This window comes from Actinomyces slackii (assembly GCF_900637295.1).
Taxonomy (GTDB): Bacteria; Actinomycetota; Actinomycetes; order Actinomycetales; family Actinomycetaceae; genus Actinomyces; species Actinomyces slackii.
The window spans coordinates 1,240,330-1,260,473 of sequence record NZ_LR134363.1 but is presented as its reverse complement, the minus strand read 5'-3'; the positions used below and the strand labels follow the sequence as shown (position 1 = coordinate 1,260,473).

Annotated in this window: 12 protein-coding genes and 1 pseudogene; 9 read left to right on the top strand and 4 right to left on the bottom strand. The window is 70.3% G+C overall.

Going from position 1 to position 20,144, the window contains the following annotated elements; genetic code table 11:
• Nucleotides 1–62: 62 nt before the first annotated feature.
• Together rpoB and EL266_RS05115 are read right to left on the bottom strand one after the other, a co-directional pair.
• Nucleotides 63–3,584 (bottom strand): DNA-directed RNA polymerase subunit beta, encoded by a 3,522-nt coding sequence (rpoB, locus tag EL266_RS05125; protein WP_026428005.1) that lies wholly within the window; start codon nt 3,582–3,584, stop codon nt 63–65.
• 1,582 nt (nt 3,585–5,166) lie between these two features.
• A complete protein-coding gene (locus EL266_RS05115; RefSeq protein ID WP_051281450.1) occupies nt 5,167–6,222 on the bottom strand; it encodes a hypothetical protein in 1,056 nt (351 codons plus the stop codon).
• Between the two features lie 406 nt (nt 6,223–6,628).
• Here EL266_RS05115 and EL266_RS05110 point away from each other — a divergent pair.
• Nucleotides 6,629–7,925: pseudogene (locus EL266_RS05110) on the top strand (integrase core domain-containing protein).
• Between the two features lie 480 nt (nt 7,926–8,405).
• On the opposite strand, the gene rplL reads toward EL266_RS05110, so the two are convergent.
• The gene (rplL, locus tag EL266_RS05105) at nt 8,406–8,798 is read right to left on the bottom strand and encodes a 50S ribosomal protein L7/L12 (protein WP_026427378.1); all 393 of its coding nucleotides are present in this window, start codon (nt 8,796–8,798) and stop codon (nt 8,406–8,408) included.
• A 62-nt stretch (nt 8,799–8,860) separates the two neighbouring features.
• Entirely contained in the window at nt 8,861–9,382 is a 522-nt protein-coding gene (gene rplJ / locus EL266_RS05100; protein ID WP_026427377.1) for a 50S ribosomal protein L10, read from the bottom strand.
• A 767-nt stretch (nt 9,383–10,149) separates the two neighbouring features.
• On the opposite strand from rplJ, the gene EL266_RS05090 reads away from it, so the two are divergent.
• The 8 genes from EL266_RS05090 (at nt 10,150) to EL266_RS05055 (ending at nt 20,136) form a co-directional block, all read left to right on the top strand.
• On the top strand, nt 10,150–11,832 hold the full coding sequence (locus EL266_RS05090) for an L-lactate permease (RefSeq protein ID WP_026427376.1): 1,683 nt from the start codon (nt 10,150–10,152) through the stop codon (nt 11,830–11,832).
• 514 nt (nt 11,833–12,346) lie between these two features.
• Nucleotides 12,347–13,180, top strand: coding sequence for a (Fe-S)-binding protein (locus EL266_RS05085; protein ID WP_026427375.1), 834 nt, complete (start codon nt 12,347–12,349; stop codon nt 13,178–13,180).
• Complete coding sequence (locus EL266_RS05080) at nt 13,177–14,730, top strand: LutB/LldF family L-lactate oxidation iron-sulfur protein (protein ID WP_051281311.1); 1,554 nt, start codon at nt 13,177–13,179, stop codon at nt 14,728–14,730. Before EL266_RS05085 ends, EL266_RS05080 begins: the two co-directional genes overlap by 4 nt.
• Nucleotides 14,730–15,380: a LutC/YkgG family protein gene (locus tag EL266_RS05075; protein ID WP_026427374.1), complete on the top strand. Its 651-nt coding sequence runs from the start codon at nt 14,730–14,732 to the stop codon at nt 15,378–15,380. Before EL266_RS05080 ends, EL266_RS05075 begins: the two co-directional genes overlap by 1 nt.
• Before the next feature lie 15 nt (nt 15,381–15,395).
• On the top strand, nt 15,396–15,968 hold the full coding sequence (locus EL266_RS05070) for a GNAT family N-acetyltransferase (protein WP_026427373.1): 573 nt from the start codon (nt 15,396–15,398) through the stop codon (nt 15,966–15,968).
• Between the two features lie 201 nt (nt 15,969–16,169).
• Nucleotides 16,170–17,435: an alpha-hydroxy acid oxidase gene (locus EL266_RS05065; RefSeq protein WP_026427372.1), complete on the top strand. Its 1,266-nt coding sequence runs from the start codon at nt 16,170–16,172 to the stop codon at nt 17,433–17,435.
• 313 nt (nt 17,436–17,748) lie between these two features.
• Complete coding sequence (locus EL266_RS05060) at nt 17,749–19,287, top strand: peptide MFS transporter (RefSeq protein WP_034515132.1); 1,539 nt, start codon at nt 17,749–17,751, stop codon at nt 19,285–19,287.
• A gap of 594 nt (nt 19,288–19,881) precedes the next feature.
• A complete protein-coding gene (locus EL266_RS05055) occupies nt 19,882–20,136 on the top strand; it encodes a hypothetical protein (RefSeq protein ID WP_026427385.1) in 255 nt (84 codons plus the stop codon).
• Nucleotides 20,137–20,144 lie beyond the last annotated feature (8 nt).

Genomic DNA, 20,144 nt, shown 5'->3' with positions numbered 1-20,144 from the left:
AGGACGACGACGGCGCCCGATGGGCGGCGAGCGCGGGGCCCCGCCCAGTGGAGTTGTCCGGATCAGATCTCGTCGACCGTGGAGGCCATGGCCCCGCCCGGGCGGCGGCCCAGATCGAAGCCGAGCTCCTCGGCGGCGCGGTGGGAGTCCTCGTCGGTGTCGTCCAGGCCGATCGCGTTGCCCTCGGCGTCCAGCGCCTCAACATTCAGGCACAGCGACTGCATCTCCTTCATGAGCACCTTGAAGGACTCGGGGATGCCGGGCTCGGGGATGTCATCGCCCTTGACGATGGCCTCGTAGACCTTGACGCGGCCGATGACATCATCGGACTTGACGGTCAGCAGCTCCTGGAGGGCGTGGGCGGCGCCGTAGGCCTCCATCGCCCAGACCTCCATCTCGCCGAAGCGCTGGCCGCCGAACTGCGCCTTACCGCCCAGCGGCTGCTGGGTGATCATGGAGTAGGGGCCGGTGGAGCGGGCGTGGATCTTGTCATCCACGAGGTGGTGGAGCTTGAGGATGTACATGTAGCCCACCGAGATGGGGTACGGGAAGGGCTCGCCCGAGCGCCCATCGAACAGGTGGGCCTTGCCGTCGGACTGGACCAGCTCCAGGCCCTCGGGGCTGGGCAGGGTGGAGTCCAGCAGGCCCATGAGCTCGTCGTCGCGCACGCCGTCGAAGACCGGGCTGGCCACGGGGGTGCGGGGCTCGGCGCTCACGCCGTTGTCCGGCAGGCGCAGGGCCCAGGCCTCCCCCGCCTCGCGGGCGGCGGTGGCGTCCCAACCGCGAGAGGCCACCCAGCCCAGGTGGAGCTCGAGGACCTGGCCGACGTTCATGCGGCTGGGCACGCCCAGCGGGTTGAGGATGACGTCGACCGGGGTGCCATCGGCCAGGAAGGGCATGTCCTCCACGGGCAGGATCTTGGAGATGACGCCCTTGTTGCCGTGACGGCCCGAGAGCTTGTCGCCCACGGTGATCTTGCGGCGCTGGGCGATGTAGACGCGCACCATGCGGTTGACCCCGGCGGGCAGCTCGGCGTCGTCGGAGGCGGCGTCGATCTCCCGCACGCCGGTGACGATCCCGTACTCGCCGTGGGGGACGCGCAGGGAGGTGTCGCGCACCTCGCGGGCCTTCTCCCCGAAGATGGCGCGCAGCAGGCGCTCCTCACTGGTCAGCTCGGTCTCGCCCTTGGGGGTCACCTTGCCCACGAGGATGTCGCCGCTGCGGACCTCGGCGCCGATGCGGATGATGCCGCGCTCGTCCAGGTTGGCCAGGGTCTCCTCGGAGACATTGGGGATGTCGCGGGTGATCTCCTCGGCGCCCAGCTTGGTGTCGCGGGCGTCGACCTCGTGCTCCTCGATGTGGATCGAGGTGAGCATGTCCTCGGCCACCACCCGCTGGGAGACGATGATGGCGTCCTCGTAGTTCAGGCCCTCCCAGGTCATGAAGGCCACGAGGAGGTTCTGGCCCAGGGCCAGGTCGCCCTCGTTGGTGGCGGGGCCGTCGGCCAGGACCGAGCCCACCTCCACGCGCTCGCCCTCGGTGGCCACGACCCGCTGGTTGTAGCAGTTGCCCTGGTTGGAGCGGCGGAACTTGGCGACCTTGTAGACGGTCTCGGTGGCGTCGTCGTTGGCCACGCGCACGAAGTCCGCGCAGACCTCGGTGACCACGCCGGCCTTGTCCGCCACCAGGACGTCCCCGGCGTCAACGGCGGTGCGCCGCTCCATGCCGGTGCCCACCAGCGGGGCGTCGGGGCGGATGAGCGGCACGGCCTGGCGCTGCATGTTGGCGCCCATGAGGGCGCGGTTGGCGTCGTCGTGCTCCAGGAAGGGGATGAGCGAGGTGCCCACCGAGACCATCTGGCGGGGCGAGACGTCCATGAGGTCGACCTGCGAGGAGGGGACCAGGGCCGGCTCGCCGCCGGTGACGCGGCACAGGACGTGGTCCTCGGCGAAGCGGCCGTCCTCGGTGAGGGTCACGTTGGCCTGGGCGATGACGTGGCGGTCCTCGTCGTCGGCCGTCAGGTAGTGGGTCTCATCGGTGACCTGACCGTCCTTGACCACCCGGTAGGGGGTCTCGATGAAGCCGAAGGGGTTGATGCGCCCGAAGGTGGCCAACGAGCCGATGAGACCGATGTTGGGGCCCTCGGGGGACTCGATGGGGCACATGCGCCCGTAGTGGGAGGTGTGGACGTCGCGGACCTCCATGGAGGCGCGCTCGCGCGACAGGCCGCCGGGGCCCAGGGCGCTCAGGCGCCGCTTGTGGGTCAGGCCGGCCAGCGGGTTGTTCTGGTCCATGAACTGGGAGAGCTGGGAGGTCCCGAAGAACTCCTTGATCGCCGCGGTCACCGGCCGGATGTTGATGAGGGTGTTGGGGGTGATGGCCTCGACATCCTGGGTGGTCATGCGCTCGCGCACCTGGCGCTCCATGCGGCTCATGCCGGTGCGCACCTGGGCCTGGATGAGCTCGCCCACGGCGCGGATGCGACGGTTGCCCAGGTGGTCGATGTCGTCGTACTCCACGGCGATCTGGGTGATCTCGCCGTCGCGCACGCCCTCAACGCTCTCGGCACCGGCGTGCAGGGCCAGCAGGTACTTCAGGGCCGCCACGATGTCCTCAATGCGCAGCACCGAGTCGCCCAGCTCGGTGGCCAGGCCGAGCTTCTTGTTGATCTTGTAGCGGCCTACCTTGGCCAGGTCGTAGCGCTTGGGGTTGAAGTAGAAGTTCTCCAGCAGGGTGCGGCCGGCCTCGACGCTGGGCGGCTCGCCGGGGCGGATCTTCTTGTAGATGTCCAGGAGGGCCTCGTCCTGGGTGGTGACCTTGCGGTCCTCGTCCAGGGCGGAGGTCAGCGCCGGGTAGCCCTCGAACTCCTTGCGGATCTCGGCCTCGTCCATGCCCAGGGCCAGCAGGAAGACGGTGACGTCCTGCTTGCGCTTGCGGTCGATGCGCACGGCCACGCGGTCGGACTTGTCGATCTCGAACTCGAGCCAGGCGCCGCGCGAGGGGATGAACTTGACGCTGTAGACGAACTTGTCCGTGGCCTTCTCCGTGGTGCGCTCGAAGTACACGCCCGGGGAGCGCACGAGCTGGGAGACCACGACGCGCTCGGAGCCGTTGACGATGAAGGTGCCGCGCTCGGTCATGAGCGGGAAGTCGCCCATGAAGACCGTCTGGGACTTGATCTCACCGGTGGAGAAGTTCTCGAAGTCCGCCACGACGTAGAGCGGGGCGGCGTAGGTCAGGTCCTTCTCCTGGCACTCCTCGGCCGTGTACTTCGGCTCCTCGAAGCGGTGGTCGTGGAAGGACAGGGCCATGGCCTCGGCGAAGTCCTCGATGGGGGAGATCTCGTCGAAGATCTCCTCCAGCCCCGAGGTCTCGGGCAGGGAGCCGGGGCGCGCGCGGTTGGCGGCACTCACCCGCTCACGCCATTTCTCGTTGCCGACGAGCCAGTCGAAGCTCTCGGTCTGAAGGGCCAGGAGGTTGGGAGCCTGCATGGGCTCCGCGATCTTGGCGAAGTTGATGCGCCTGGACGCGGTGCGGGCGGCGATGTCGGCAGCAGTAGGTGCAGAGGTGCGCGAGGCAGCCAAAGGGGATCCTTCCCTCAGATCGGGGACCACTCGGCGAGCACTGGGCGCATGCGCGCTCGGGGCTCACCGGCCGCGTGGGCCTGTGGGACCCACGGGTCTGAAGAGAGCGCTGAGACGAATGCACACAATGGACGCAAAGCGCTAGCGTACACGCCCGGGTCAGCCGTATCTACGGCGAGCAGCGCGGGGTGCTTGCGATTCCCGCCACAGTCGCGCATACTGCCCCACTCCCTGGGCCCGCAATACTCACACCGCGGCGGTGGGCGGTGGTGGGCGGGGTGGAGGCGGCGGAGCCGGCGGGGTGGCGGAGGCCGGTTGGCGGGTGGGTGGGGTGGCGGAGGCCGGTCGGCGGGTGGGTGGGGTGGTGGGCGCGCGGGTGGCGGTGGGTGGGCCGCGGCGGGCGGCGGTGGGTGGGCCGCGGCGGGTGCCGTCGGACGTGCGTCTGCGTACCGGACGAGGGTATGCGTCATCCAACGAGGGTCCGCACATAGGCAACTGACGCAAAAGCTCGTCCCCGACGCAAAGGCTCGTCATCGAGCCGGCGCGGCGGGCGGGCGCCAGGCAGGGCAGCAGGCAGCGACGGGCATGCGGGCGGCAACGGCGAGCACGGCCGGCGGGGCGGCAGGCGCCCGCGGGCGAGGTGGCGGGAGGCGTCGGTCGGTGACGACATCGGGCCGGCGGCGTCGGACGTGCATCTGCGTACCGGACGAGGGAATGCGTCATCCAACGAGGGTCCGCACATAGGCAACTGACGCAAAAGCTCGTCCCCGACGCAAACACTCGTCACCGAGCGGGCGGGTGGCAGGCGACGGGCAGCGGGCCGGACGGGCGGCCGCGGACAGCGACGACGTCGGGCGGGTGCCGTCGGACGTGCGTCTGCGTACCGGACGAGGGTATGCGTCATCCAACGAGGGTCCGCACATAGGCAACTGACGCAAAAGCTCGTCCCCGACGCAAAGGCTCGTCATCGAGCCGGCGCGGCGGGCGGGCGCCAGGCAGGGCAGCAGGCAGCGACGGGCATGCGGGCGGCAACGGCGAGCACGGCCGGCGGGGCGGCAGGCGCCCGCGGGTGAGGTGGCGGGAGGCGTCGGTCGGTGACGACATCGGGCCGGCGGCGTCGGACGTGCATCTGCGTACCGGACGAGGGAATGCGTCATCCAACGAGGGTCCGCACATAGGCAACTGACGCAAACGCTCGTCCCCGACGCAAACACTCGCCATCCAGCCGGCGCGGCGGGCGGGCGCCAGGCAGGGCAGCAGGCAGCGACGGGCATGCGGGCGGCAACGGCGAGCACGGCCGGCGGGGCGGCAGGCGCCCGCGGGTGAGGTGGCGGGCGGCGTCGGTCGGTGACGACATCGGGCCGGCGGCGTCGGACGTGCATCTGCGTACCGGACGAGGATATGCGTCATCCAACGAGGGCCCGCACATAGGCAAATGACGCAAACGCTCGTCCCCGACGCAAACACTCGTCATCCAGCCGGCGGGCCGGGCGGGTGGAGGGCAGCGGGCCGGGCGGGCGCGTGGACTGCGGCGGCACCGGCGCCGTCGGCCAGCGCCGTGCCGCCGCTCCCGCCGCTCACCTCACCACGCCAGGTCGCGCGGCGGCCGAAGACCGGCGACGACCGAGGCGGGGAAGAGCCTCAGCAGGCGGTCGGCCAGGGCCGCCATGTCCTGAAGGTCCTGCCAGGTCACGCGCAGGAAGTCCCACCCCAGGTCGTGGATGGCGTCCTGCCGGAGCTTCTCGGCGAAGACGTCATCCTCGGTGCGGTACTTCAACCGCCCATCGAACTCCAGGGCGATGCCGAACTCCGGCCAGCACAGGTCGATGAAGTACTCGCCGCGCCTCGTGACCACCAGGCGCTGGAGCGATGGGGCCGGCAGGCCCAACGACAGCACCAGCCAGCGCAGCACGCTCTCACCGGGCAGCATCGCCCAGGGACTGGCTACCGCCAGGACCGCCCGCGCCCGCGGGAGGCCTCGGCGCCCACGATGACGCTCCAGGAGCGCATCCCAGTAGGCACGGGCCTGCGCCAGGCGGTCTTGACAGGCCTCCGGGTGCCAAAGATCGGGCTGGCAGTATCGGCGCAGCGCCGCATCGGCGATCGACAGGGCGTTGGCCGGCGGCTCGTCGCAGGCGGCGTCGAAGGCAGTGCGCAGAATTGTGGTCACAGCCACCCCGGACACGACCTCGATCTCCTCATCGGCGACCTCGAGGCAGCGTCGGTGGATTCGCACCCGCGCGTCATAGACACCGGCGCGCTGAACGACGACGGGCTCCCCCGTGGCGGGGAAGTGGAAGGTCGGCAGCAGCACTGTGCAGCGCTGCGGGCGCGAGGGCAGGGCGAGGTAGACGTCGGGCTCCTGGGTCCACATGGACAGGCCGTGGACAAGCGCGGCGGAGGTGTGGGTCAGGCAGCGAGCAGAGGGCGTCGTCCGCAGGGCGGCCATGGCTCGGCCCAGGGAGACCGTGAAGCGCTGCTCCCAGCGCTGCCGATCGAGCTCGAGCTTGATGTAGACGCCCCGCATGACCCGCTGCAGTCCGGGAGTTCGCCACAGGTTGCGGCTGCCGCAGCTGTCGGCGTAGTAGAGACGGGGGCGCAGGTAGTTGGGGATGCTGTTTGGGCTCGTTGTGTCCATGTGGCGAGTGTGTGCGGCGGCGCCTCGTCAAGCACGCCCCAACGGGGAGCCTGTGGAGAACTCCGCGGCAGCCGGCTCCTGTCCACAGGCCGGTGATCCGATGCCCCGCGGAATTCTGCGGATCGCCCTCCCAACCCGCACAGGCCCTGCATGCTCCTTACCTGCCCGACGTCGACCAGCCCTCCTGTCATCACGGGGCCTCCGAACCGCCGGCCCCGGTGGCGGGCGGCGTCGGTCGGCGACGGTCGGCGACGACGTCGGGCGGGTGCCGTCGGACGTGCGTCTGCGTACCGGACGAGGGTATGCGTCATCCAACGAGGGTGTTATGTCTCAGGACATCGGTGACAGTTCTGCCTCAGGACATCGGTGACGGTTTGAGGGGGTCTGGTGGTGACACTTCGATGGGCTGGTGAGCAAACCTGTTGATCCTCGTATCCGCCTGGCGATCGCCAACTGGCCCGCCGACGCCCCGCGTGGGGCGGTGGCCTCGTTGGGCGCCGAGCATGCCATCTCCCGCAATACCTTCTACAAGCTGCGCCGCCGGGCCGAGCAGATGGGCCAGGCCGCTGTCCTGGAGCCCCTGTCGCGCAGGCCCCAGACGAGCCCGACCGCCCTGGGCCAGGAGGTCAAGGATCAGGCCGTGTCGGTGCGCGCGGCACTGGCGGCCTCGGGCCTGGACCATGGCCCGGTCAGCGTTCATGACAAGATGAGGCAGATGGGCCTGGACAACCGCGTCCCCGGCAGCGCTGGCCCGCCTGTTCCGGGCTCGGGGCCTGGCCCGGGCCGAGCCGTCCAAAAGGCCCCGAGCGGCCTGGAGGCGGCTCTACCCCGCGCCCAACGCCTGCTGGCAGATCGGGCGCCACCACCTACGTGCCAGGCGGCGGCCGCAAGTGCGTGGATCCGCCCGGCTCATCGATGACCACTCCCGCCTGGCCCTGGCCTGGCTGGCGGCCCGGGGCGAGACCAGCACCGCGGCGATCACCGTCCTGTCACGGCCGTGGCGCGCCACGGGGTGCCCCAAAGACTGCTGACCGACAACGGCAGCGCTTTGAACCCCACCAGGCGGGGCAGGCAGGGCGCGCTCGTGGAGCACGTGCGGGCCCTGGGGGTCGAGCCCATCACCGGCAAGCCCTACAAGCCCACCACCCAGGGCAAGACCGAGCGCTTCGGCCACACCTTGCTGCGCTACCTCGATGCCCAGCCCCTGGCCAAGGACCTGGACGAGCTGCAAGCCCAGATCGACGCCTTCGACCAGATCTACAACACCCAGCGCCCCCACCAGGGCCTGCCCGGACACATCACCCCGGCCCAGGCCCGACCACGCCACCCCCATCGCCGAGCCCCCACGCCCCCACACAGCCAACGACGAGCCCATCATCCCCGGCGGGGCGCCCACCAGCCACAAGCCACGGACCCGCTCCAGGACCCCGCAGCGCGGTCAGCGACGAAGCCGGATCCAGGCCAACGGCACCGTCAGCCTGGGGGCCATCGTCTTCCTGGCCTCCAAGGCGCACGCCCGATGCGATGTCGAGATCACCTGGGACCCCGCGACCATCGTCTTTGCCACCCCCGACGGCCAGATCCTGGCCCAGCACACCTGGCCCGCCCCTGGCGTGACCTACGTCTCCACCCACGCCCCTGACCCCACCAACTCCCGAGGCGGACGAGGCCGCAAGAAGACACAACCGTCACCGATGTCCTGACACACCAACTGTCACCGATGTCCTGAGACAGAACTGTCACCGATGTCCTGAGACATCACAGTCATCCAACGAGGGTCCGCACATGGGCAAATGACGCAAACGCTCGTCCGCGACGCAAAGGCTCGTCATCGAGCGAGCGCGGCCGGCGGGTGGCAGCTGGCGGACGGCGTCGGGCGGGTCTGCGGGCAGCGGGCCGGACGGGCGCGCGGACTGCGGCGGGCCGGCGGCGTCGGACGTGCGTCTGCGTACCGGACGAGGGAATGCGTCATCCAACGAGGGTCCGCACATAGGCAAATGACGCAAAGGCTCGTCCCCGACGCAAAGGCTCGTCATCGAGCCGGCGCGGCAGGCGGCGCCGACGAGCGACGCCGCCCCGCACGCACAGCCGGGCCCCTCCCGCATGATCGCGGGAGGGGCCCGGCCGGTGCTTGCACCCCCAGGCCTCAGGCGACGCGCGCCCGAGCACCTACGGGGACGGGCTCACTTGAGGGTGACGGTGGCGCCAGCGCCCTCGAGCTGCTCCTTGGCCTTCTCGGCGGTCTCCTTGTTGGCGCCCTCGAGAACGGCCTTGGGGGCACCGTCGACGAGCTCCTTGGCCTCCTTCAGGCCGAGGGAGGTCAGGGCGCGCACCTCCTTGATGACCTGGATCTTCTTGTCGCCGGCGGACTCGAGGATGACGTCGAACTCGTCCTTCTCCTCCTCAGCGGCGGCCTCGCCACCGGCAGCGCCGGGAGCGGCGGCCACGGCCACGGCGGCCGGGGCGGCAGCGGTGACGTCGAAGGTCTCCTCGAAGGCCTTGACGAACTCGGAGAGCTCGATGAGGGTGAGCTCCTTGAACTGCTCGATGAGCTCTTCGGTGGTCAGCTTCGCCATGATGGGCGTTCCTTCCTGGTGTGGTTCCTGCGCGTGCAGGGGTGGTGGATGACGCGTGCGGCTCAGGCCGCGGTCTCCTGCTTGGCGCGCAGGGCGTCGACGGTGCGCACGGCCTGGGAGGCCGGTGCGGCGAAGAGGTACACAGCCTTGGACATGGACGCCTTCATAGCGCCCGCGGCCTTGGCCAGCAGCACCTCGCGGGATTCGAGAGAGGCGAGCTTGTCGACGCCGTCGGCGGACAGCACGGTGCCGTCCATGACGCCGCCCTTGATGACGAGCTGCTTGTTGTCCTTGGCGAAGTCACGCAGAGCCTTGGCCGCCTCGACCGGCTCACCGGTGACGAAGGTCAGGGCTGAAGGGCCCTTGAGGTCCTCGGCGAAGGCCTCGAGACCGACCTGGCGGGCCGCGATGGCGGCCAGCGTGTTCTTCACCACGGCGTACTCGGCGTTGTCACCCAGGGAACGGCGCAGCTCCTTGAGCTGGGCGACGCTCAGTCCCCGGTACTCAGTCAGCAGGACCGCATCCGACTCGCGGAACTTGTCCGCCAGCTCGGCAACAGTTGCCTCCTTGTCAGGCCGTGCCATGGGCCCTCCTTCCGTGGTCTGCCGCAGGGCCCGCTTCATGGGAAAAGCCCCGCGCCGGTGGGCACGGGGCTCGCAGTGCGGGGTCTCCCCCAGCGGGTCTCGTCTCACCTGCGCCGGCTCCACCTGTCAGCGGACTTGGTCCCGCCTGGGCGGGAGACCTGCGGTCTTTGGCAGGGGCAACCATACACACCGACGACGACGCCCCCGCAAGACCAGCGGGCGTGGGAGTGGTCACGGGGCCGGCCCCGCCCGGCGCACCCGTTGCCCGGCCACCCTGCGCCGACCACCCGCCCCCCTGGCGCCCCCGCCCCCGGCGGCCAAGGGCACCGTGGCCGCCCGACACCTTGCGCGCCCGGCGCGCCGCCCCGGCCGTCTGGCGCCCTGCGCTGGCCACCTTGCCCGGGCATCCCCAGCCCCCTGCGGCCAAGGGCACCGTGGCCGCCCGACACCCTGCGCGCCCAGCCCCCGGCGCGCCCGCCCCCCGGCGCCCCCGGCGCGCCCGCCCCCCGGCGCCCCCGGCGCACCCCAGCCCCGGCCGACACACGCCCCAGCCACCCCACCCCGGCCGGCGCAGGCGCCGGCGGAACAACTCCGCCCACCACCGCCGCCTCCGTCACGCTCGGCGCGCGCTCGACCGCCCTCCGCCTCCTCCCTGACCTGGGACCACGCCGCCGCTTTGTGCACTGGAGCGCCATCCGTGGCAGTATCGATGAGAAATTCATCCAGGGATCGCCCTGCCTACAACAGATCAACTCGGGGAGCAATCAATGACGCCTGTCCTCCTTGGTGGCCTGCACGCTGCCTCTTTCACGCCGTCGACCACTGCGGTGGGAGGCAGTGTGTACCTGACAGCGGCCGTGGGCCTGCTGCCGCTGGTGACCTTCTTCCTCCTCATGGGGGTCTTCAAGGTGGCCACGCACTGGTGCTCCCTCATCTCCCTGGGGCTGGCGGCCGTCCTGGCCGTGGTGGCCTTCGGCATGCCGGTGGGGATGACCGTCATGAGCGCCACTCAGGGGGCGGCCATGGGATTCGTGCCGATCATCTACATCATCATCGCGGCCGTGTGGCTCTACAACCTCACGGAGGTCTCGGGGCGCTCGGCGGATCTGCGGGCGGTGTTCAACGCGATCGGCAAGGGCGATATGCGCGCCCAGGCGCTGATCGTCGCCTTCTCCTTCTGCGGCCTCATGGAGGGCCTGGCCGGCTTCGGCGCGCCCGTGGCCATTGCCGCGGCCATGGTCGCCACGCTGGGCGTGGCCAAGCTGCGGGCGGCCGCCGTGGTCATGGTGGGCAATGCCATCAACGTGGGCTTCGGGGCCATGGCCATCCCGGTGACGACGGCGGGCAAGCTGGGCGGCCAGGAGCCGGTGACCGTGGCCTCCTTCATGGGCCACCTGACCTGGGTGCTGTGCGCCGTCATCCCGCTGGTCCTCCTGTTCATCCTTGATGGGCTGCGGGGCGTGCGCCAGCTGTGGCCCCTGGCGGTGGTGGCGGGCCTGGCCACGGGCGCCGGGCACTTCCTGACGCCGACGCTGTCCTATGAGCTCACCGCGGTCCTGGCCTCTCTGCTGGGCCTGGCGGCCTCCTACGCCTTCCTCCTGGTGTGGACGCCCACAACCCCCCAGGAGCACCGCTCCCACGTGGACAAGGCCGATGCGCCCGACCGCGAGCGCGTCATCCTGGCCCTGCTGCCCTACGTCCTGGTGGTGGTCATCATCGCGATCACCAAGCTGTGGAAGATCGGGGTGGATCTCAGCCAGGCGCTGCGGGCGACGGATATCTCGGTGCCGTGGCCCGGCGTGCACGGCTCCCTCCTGGGGCCCGACGGCGAGGCCTCGGCCAGCGCCATCTACACCCTGCAGATCCTGTCCAACCCGGGCACCTGGATCCTGGTGACCGCCGTGATCGTCACCCTCGTCTACTCGGCGCGCTCGGTGCCGGGGGCATTCGAGATGACGGTGCGCCAGGGCTTCACGACCCTGGCCACCACCTGCCACACGCTGCGCCTGGCGATCCTCACCATCGCCAGCGTCATGGCCCTGGCCTATGTCATGAACTTCTCGGGCCAGACCACGGCGATCGGCGCGGCTCTGGCGGCCACGGGGGCGGCCTACGCCTTCCTGTCCCCCGTGCTGGGATGGGTGGGCACGGCGGTGGCGGGCTCGGCCACGAGCGCCGGCGCCCTGTTCGCCAACCTGCAGGCCACGGCCGCCCAGGGGGCCGGCCTGGATCCGCGCATCCTGCTGGCGGCCAACACGATCGGCGGCGGGCTGGGCAAGATCGTCTCCCCGCAGAACCTGGCCATCGCCTCGACGGCGGTGGAGGCCCCGGGCTCGGATGCGGAGATCCTGCGGAAGGTCGCCCCCTACTCCCTTGGCCTGCTCCTGGCGCTGTGCACCCTGGTGTTCATCGCCTCCCAGGGCTGGCTGGACGCCTACCTTCCCGCCTGAGCCCGCCTGAGCCCGGCGCCCCGGCAGGGCGCGGACGGGGCCTGCGCCCCGACGGACCGGGCGCCCCGACGGGCCGGGCCGGGCGCCCACGCTCTGCCCCAGCAGCTCTCTCCCGCCCCGGCGCGCCGGGCAGGACGGGTTGGCCGGCCCAACCCAGCCAACCCAGCCAACCCTGCCAACCCTGCCAGCCGGGCCAGCCCGGCCCAACCGGCGCCGAGGGGCACCGCTGGGCGGCCGCCCGGTGCGCCGTCGTCGGCCCTCGGGCGGGCGTCCTCGCGGGCCGACGCCGATAACCGCATTCCCGCTTGACGAAAAAGACGGCGTCGGTTCGGGCCGGGCCCAATCCCCGCCATGGGAGCGGGTCGACCCCGATCCGGCCTGATGGCGCCGAAGACGCCTCCCTTCATCAGATCTCCACCCCGGCGCTTCGATCACCGTGCCAATGAGGGCTTAACCTCAACGCATCATCAACGACGCTGTCAGGGCGCCTCAGCGCCCATCACGGAGGTGCATTGTGCGCATCGCACTATTCGCGACCTGCCTGGCGGACACCATGTTCCCGCAGGCGGCGCAGGCCACCGTCTCCATCCTGGAGCGGCTGGGCCATGAGGTCTTCTTCCCACCGGGCCAGGTCTGCTGCGGGCAGATGCACGCCAACACCGGCTACTTCGCGCATGCGGCCCGCATCACCCGCAACCATGTCGAGACCTTCTCCCCGGTGCTCGACGGGCAGTGGGACGCCATCGTCATCCCCTCGGGCTCGTGCACGGGGGCGGCCCGCCACGAGCAGAAGCTGGTGGCCGAGCATGTGGGGGACGCCGCCCTGGCGGCGCGGGTCGAGCAGATCGCCGCCCACACCTATGACCTCTCCGAGCTGCTGACCGACGTCCTGGGCCTGGAGGATGTGGGCGCCTACTTCCCCCACACGGTCACCTACCACCCCACCTGCCACTCCATGCGCGTGGCCGGGGTGGGCGACCGCCCCTACCGGCTGCTGCGGGCGGTGGAGGGCCTGACCCTCATCGACCTCCCCGACGCCGAGGTCTGCTGCGGGTTCGGGGGGACCTTCTCGGTGAAGAACTCCGAGACCTCCACGGCGATGCTGGCGGACAAGATGAGCGCGGTCATGTCCACCCGCGCCGAGATCCTGTGCGCCGGGGACTACTCCTGCCTCATGCATATCGGCGGGGGCCTGTCCCGCGTGCACTCCGGGGTGAGGATCATGCACCTGGCGGAGATCCTGGCCTCGACCAAGGAGGCGCCCTTCGAGGGCAATATCTCCTTCGCCCCCCGCCAGACCCAGCCCACCCAGCCCACCCAGCCCACGAGCAAGGCGGTGACACGATGACACAGGTATTCCTGGGCATGCCCCACACCGGCGGCTGGCGCACCGACGTCGAGCAGCCCGCCGACACCCTGCGCTGGGGACACACCTTCCCCCAGGGCGCCCACAAGACCCTGGCCAACACCCAGATGCGCCGCAATCTGGGCCACGCCACCCGCACCATCCGCTCCAAGCGGGCCATGCGCGTGGCGGAGATGCCCGACTGGGAGGAGCTGCGCAACGCCGGGGAGGCCGTGAAGTTCGAGGTGGCCTCCCGCCTGCCCGAGCTGCTGGAGCAGTTCGAGGCCAATGTGACCGCCCGCGGCGGGATCGTCCACTGGGCGCGCGACGCCGCCGAGGCCAATCGGATCGTGGCCGGCATCATCGCCTCCAAGGGCGTCGACGACGTCGTCAAGGTCAAGTCCATGGCCACCCAGGAGACCAATCTCAACGAGTACCTGGCCGACCGGGGCATCACCGCCCATGAGACGGACCTGGCCGAGATGATCGTCCAGCTCGCCGACGACATGCCCTCCCATATCGTCGTGCCCGCCATCCACCGCAACCGCTCGGAGGTGCGCGGCATCTTCCTGGACAGGATGGAGGACGCCCCGGCGGACCTGACCGATGACCCCCAGGAGCTGACGGCGGCGGCCCGCGCCCACCTGCGGCACAAGTTCCTGCGCGCCTCGGTGGCGGTCTCGGGGACGAATATGGGGGTGGCCGAGACCGGGACGGTCTCGATCGTGGAGTCCGAGGGCAATGGCCGCATGTGCCTGACCCTGCCCGACACCCTCATCACCCTCATGGGCATCGAGAAGCTGGTGCCGCGCTTCCAGGATGTTGAGATCTTCACCCAGCTGCTGCCGCGCTCGGCCACCGGGGAGCGCATGAACCCCTACACCTCGATGTGGACGGGCGTGACCCCGGGCGATGGGCCCCAGGAGTTCCACGTCATCCTCATGGACAACGGGCGCACCAAGACCCTGGCGGACCCGGTGGGCCGGGCGGCGCTGGCCTGCATCCGCTGCGGCTCGTGCATGAACATCTGCCCCGTCTACCAGCACACCGGTGGGCACGCCTACGGCTCGGTCTATCCCGGGCCGATCGGCTCGATCCTCACCCCGCAGCTCACCCAGGGGCTGGCCGACGACGATCCCGTCCACACCCTGCCCTTCGCCTCCTCCCTGTGCGGGGCCTGCGGCGAGGTGTGCCCGGTCAAGATCGACATCCCCACCATCCTGGTCCACCTGCGCGCCCGCTCAGTGGATGTCAAGCGCCGCCTGGTGCCCGATATCTGGGATGTGGCCCTGGGCGCCTCGGCGCCGGTGATGTCCAATGAGAAGCTGTGGGCGGCCGCCTCCCAGGCGGTCAAGGCCTCGGCGCTGGTGGGCGGCCAGGATGGGACGATCGGGGCCCTGCCCTTCCCGGCCTCGCTGTGGACCGGGGCCAGGGACCTGCCGGTGGCGCCGGCCGAGACCTTCCGCCAGTGGTGGCGGCGCACCCACCCGGAGGCCCCGGGCGGCGGCTCGGCGGCCCAGTCCACCGCCTCGACGACGACGGAGGAGAACTGATGGATGCCAAGACTGCGATCCTGGCCCGGGCCCGCGATGCGATCTCGCGCTCCCAGAGTGGCCCGGTGCGGGAGATCCCGCGGGACTACATCCGCTCGGGCACCGAGGCGCCGGGCTCAGCGCCGGTGATCGAGGAGATGGTCGACAAGCTCGAGGACTACTCGGCCGCGGTGTCCCTGGCGCCCACGCAGGCCGAGGTGCTCGACGCGATCGACGCGCTGCTGGGGCCGGCGCGCATCGTCGTCGTGCCCGACGGACTGCCCCAGGAGTACAAGGAGGCCGCCGGGCGCGGTGGGCGCGAGCTGTGGGAGGACTCGCGCGAGGCCCCCATCGCCACGCTGCGCCTCGATGAGGCCGACGCCGTGCTGACCTGCTCGCGCCTGGGCATCTCGATCTCGGGCACGATCGTCCTGGACGGCGAGCCCGATCAGGGGCGCCGGGCGATCTCCCTGATCCCCGACCGCCACGTGGTGGTCCTGGAGCGCGAGTCCGTGGTGCCGACGGTCCCCCAGGCCGTCGATGTCATGGGGCTCCACCCCACTCGGCCGATGACGTGGATCTCGGGGCCCTCGGCCACGAGCGACATCGAGCTGGTGCGCGTCAACGGCGTGCACGGGCCGCGCAATCTGGGCGTCGTCATCGCCCACTGAGCATCGGGTGATTCCATGCCCTTCGAGATTCGCCCCCTCTCGCCTGAGAACTTCGACGACTTCGCCACCGTCGCGAATCCCAACCGGAGGGCCACCCACTGCTGGTGCTTGTCCCATCGGCTCACGGCCGCCCAGATGCGCGAGCTCGGTGACACGCGCGAGGACGCCCTGCTCGCACTGTGCCATCGAGATCCCGGCCCTGGCGTCATCGGCTATGACGACGGCGTTCCCGTTGCCTGGTGCGCCATCGGGCCTCGCTCCGCGATCCCCAGGCTCGAGGCATCCAGGCTTATTCGGCGCATCGATGACGTAGGCGTATGGGCGATCATCTGCGTGGTGGTCCGCAGCCGCGGGTTCCGCCGGAAGGGCTATGCGCTGCAGGTGATCAACGGGGCGGTGGCCTATGCCGCCCAGCAGGGCGCCCCGGCAGTGGAGACCTACCCGCCGGACACAGATAAGCGCATCGACACGACCATGGCCTTCCTGGGCACACGAGCCCTCTTTGAGAAGGCCGGCTTCACCAAGATCGGCATGACAGAGGCGACCGGCGCCGGCCACCCCCGCTGCGTCATGCGCCGAACGCTCTGATCGCCCCACCCCCACTCACCACCAACACCGACCGGACCGAGCTGCCGATGCGGCGCAGTATGCTTAGGTTTACCTTGCTTGCATGACTTACGTCCCATAGGATTCTGCTGTCCTGATCGGGCGGCGGCTGACCCGCTTCATCCGGCACCGGCGTCCGGCACGGGCCCCGTGGGGCCCGCTCATCTCACAGTCGAGGTATCCATGGTCACGCGTCAGATCCCCAAGCCCAGCGAGATCTTCGAGCTTCTCCAATTCAAGGCCCCTGATCTCAACGGCCGCCGACGACGTCTGGCCGCCGCCCAGACGATCTGGGACCTGCGCGCGCTGGCCAAGCGCAACACCCCGGCAGCCGCCTTCGACTACACCGATGGCTCCGCCGATGAGGAGATCTCCCTGCGCCGGGCCAGGCAGGCCTTCCGCGACATCGAGTGGCACCCCGACATCCTTCGCCCGGCCCCCGATGTGAACACCTCCTGCCAGATCCTGGGCGGCCCCTCGGCCATGCCCTTCGGCATCGCCCCGACCGGCTTCACCCGCCTCATGCGCACCGAGGGCGAGACGGCCGGGGCCGGGGCGGCCGGGGCGGCGGGCATCCCCTTCACCCTGTCCACCCTGGGCACCACATCCATGGAGGATGTGGCCGCCGCCAACCCGCGCGGGCGCAACTGGTTCCAGCTCTATGTCATGCGCGAGCGCGAGATCTCCTACGGTCTGGTGGAGCGGGCCGCTGCCGCGGGCTTCGACACCCTCATGTTCACCGTGGATGTGCCCACGGCCGGGGCGCGCCTGCGCGATAAGCGCAATGGCTTCTCCATCCCGCCGCAGATCACCGCCTCCACGGTGCTCAACACCGCTATGTACCCGCGATGGTGGTTCGACTTCCTGACCACGCCCAAGCTGGAGTTCGCCTCCCTGTCCTCCACGGGAGGGACTGTGGGAGAGCTGCTGGACAGCGCCATGGATCCCACGATCTCCGACGAGGACCTGGCGGTGATCCGCTCCCTGTGGAAGGGCAGGATCATCATCAAGGGGGTCCAGAACGTGGCGGACTCCAAGCGCCTGGTGGACCTGGGGGTGGACGGGATCCTGCTGTCCAACCACGGCGGGCGCCAGATGGACCGGGCCCCCATCCCCTTCCGCCTCCTGCCGGAGGTCCTGCGGGAGGTCGGCCGGGACACCACCGTCATGATCGACACCGGGATCATGCACGGCCAGGACATCATCGCCGCCGCCGCGCTGGGAGCGAAATTCTCCCTGGTGGGCCGCGCCTACCTGTACGGCCTCATGGCCGGGGGCCGCGCCGGGGTGGACCGCGCCATCGAGATCCTCTCCGATCAGGTGGTGCGCACCATGAAGCTGCTGGGGGTGGCCAGCCTCGACGAGCTCGAGCCCCGTCATGTCACCCAACTGACCCGGCTGGTACCGGTTCGCCCCGAAGTGCGCGCGGCAGCCGATCTGGAGCGCTGAGGCGCACCGCCGGCTCCGGGGCGAGCGCCCTGGGGCCGGCGCCCTGGGGCCGGCGCCCTGGGGCCGGCGCCCTGGAGCGGGCGCCCTGGGGCCGGCGCCCTGGAGCGGGCGCCCTGGGGCCGGCGCCCTGGGGCGGGCGCCCTGGAGCGCCGTCGGGCGGCGGCGCCTGATCGCGGCATCGCGCCCGGCTCGGGGATACGGGGACGGGGACGGCGACCCATTCCCACGCGACGCCGGATGCCGGAGCGCTAGGCTCAACTCCGTCGTCGCGGGCTGCCTGCGCGCGGTCCACCCTCCCCGGAAAGGACGCCATATGCCAGCCGAATCAGCCTCACCATCCCCAACGCTCTCGCGCTGGAGGCCGGACAGGCTGCGCACCTCGCCGTCGGTGGAGGACCGCGGCATACTCGGCCACCCCAGGGGCCTGCCCTGGATGCTCAATGTGGAGATGTGGGAGCGCTTCTCCTACTACGGGATGCGCGCCATCCTGCTCTACTTCATCACCGATACCGTGGCGCGCGGCGGAATGGGGATTGATGAGAACACCGGGCAGGTGATCCTGGCGGCCTATGGGGCCGCCGTCTACCTGCTGGCCATCCCCGGAGGGATCTTCGCCGATCGCATCATCGGCCCCTGGTCCTCAGCGCTGTACGGCGGCGTGGTCATCATGGCCGGCCACCTGTGCCTGGCGGGCCCCACCGGCCTGCTGTCGTGGATCGGCATCGCCCTGGTGGCCGTGGGGACAGGCTTCGTCAAGCCCAATCTCTCCACCATCGTCGGCGGCCTGTACGACACCGGTGATCCGCGGCGCGACGCCGGTTTCCAGCTGTTCTACATGTCGATCAACATCGGCTCCTTCTTCTCTCCCCTGGTCACCGGGTGGCTGCGGGCCGCCTACGGCTATCACGCGGGCTTCGCGGCGGCGGCCGTGGGCATGGCGCTGGCGCTGGTGGCCTTCGTCTACGGGCGCCGCAAGCTCTCCTCCTTCGCCTTCGAGATCCCCAACCCGCTGGCGCGCGATGATCGCCGTCGTCTGCTGCTGGGGTCGGCGGCGGCCGTGGTGGCGGCGGTGGTGCTCGTGGGCCTGCTCTACGCCGTGACCGGGACGATGGCCTCGGCCATCGCCTATGCGCTCTTCCTCATCTCCACGGGGGCCTCGATCGCCTATTTCGCGGTCATGCTCCGCTCCTCCAAGGTCACCGCCACTGAGCGCACCCATGTGCGGGCCTACATCTCGCTGTGGATCGGGGCCGTGCTGTTCTGGATGATCTTCGAGCAGGCCTCGGGCAAGATGGCGACCTTCGCCCTGTCCCACACCGATGGCACGACGCCGTTCTTCGGCTGGTCCTTCAGCGCCGAGTCCTACCAGTCCGTCAACCCGGCCACGGTGGTCATCCTGGCCCCTGTCATTGGCTGGCTCTTCACCCGCCGCGCGGGGCGCTTCCCCTCCACCGTGGTCAAGTTCGCCACGGCGGTGCTCATCATCGGCCTGTCCGCGCTCATGATGGGATTTGGCTTCTCCGCGTGGCCGGGCGGGGCGGTGCTGGCGCCCTGGTGGTTCCTGGTGGTGGTCTTCGCCTTCCAGACGGTGGGTGAGCTGTTCCTGTCCCCTGTGGGCCTGGCGACCACGACGGCGCTGGCCCCCAAGGCCTTCGCCTCCCAGGCGATGGCCCTGTGGTTCCTGGCGGTCTCCACCGGCCAGGGCGTGGCCGCCGTGGTCATCGAGCGCACCGGCGGGATTGGGGACTCCGCCTACTACTACGGCCTGGGGGCGATCACCGTGCTCATGGCGGTGGCGCTCTACGCCGTCGCCCCCTGGACCCAGCGCCTCATGGCCGACGTCGAGGGCTGAGCTGCGGGCCGTGCCCGGCGGCCCGTGCCCGGCGGCTTGTTCCCGGCGGGCCGTGCCCGGCGGCTTGTTCCCGGCGGGCCGTGCCCGGCGGCTTGTTCCCGGCGGGCCGTGCCCGGCGGCTTGTTCCCGGCGGGCCGTGCCCGGCGGCCGTGCAGCCGGGCCCCGCGCCGCCTTGCACACCCCGCGCTCTGTGCCCCCGCGCCGCAGCGTGGGGGCACGGGCAATACGGGAGATCGGGGTGGATGAAGGAAGGTCGGCGCTCCCGGCGCTTCGCAATCCGCGTTTTCCGTGCCCCACGCCTTCTCACTCTGCGCGCCCTGTGCCCCGGAGCCGCAGGGGGCACGGGCTGAGTAACCGGACATGCTCGGCCTGCTCTGGGTGTTCGGCATGTGTGTCCTGCGCGCCCAGGTGGGCGGGACCTGGCTCTGTGCGCGAGCCGAGCTCTGGCCGCTCTGCGCTGTTCGCCGGGCAGTACTCCCCGGTGAGTTCGGCCCAGGTCACGCTCCCCGTGGACCAGGCGGGTCTATAGATCTAGCCTGAGAAATAGCCTGAGTTGTGAGGGCATGGACGCTGACCACGAGACAGGAGGATGCCATGTCGAAACCGGAGTACGAAGCACTGACGGAGCTGATCGACTACGTGAGCGCGAAGAACGACGAGATCGGCTTCTCCGACGCTAGTTCTGACAAACTGGATTTTTACTGGAAATACATCAATCACGAGATGGTATGGAAGGCTCCCCTAGCCGACAGCATGGCCACAGCGGCGAGAACCAGGATAAGGAGCACCTCCAGCGTATTCACATCATTTTTGAGAACATTGAAATCGGAGCGAGAGAAGTTCCGCTAATAGACACG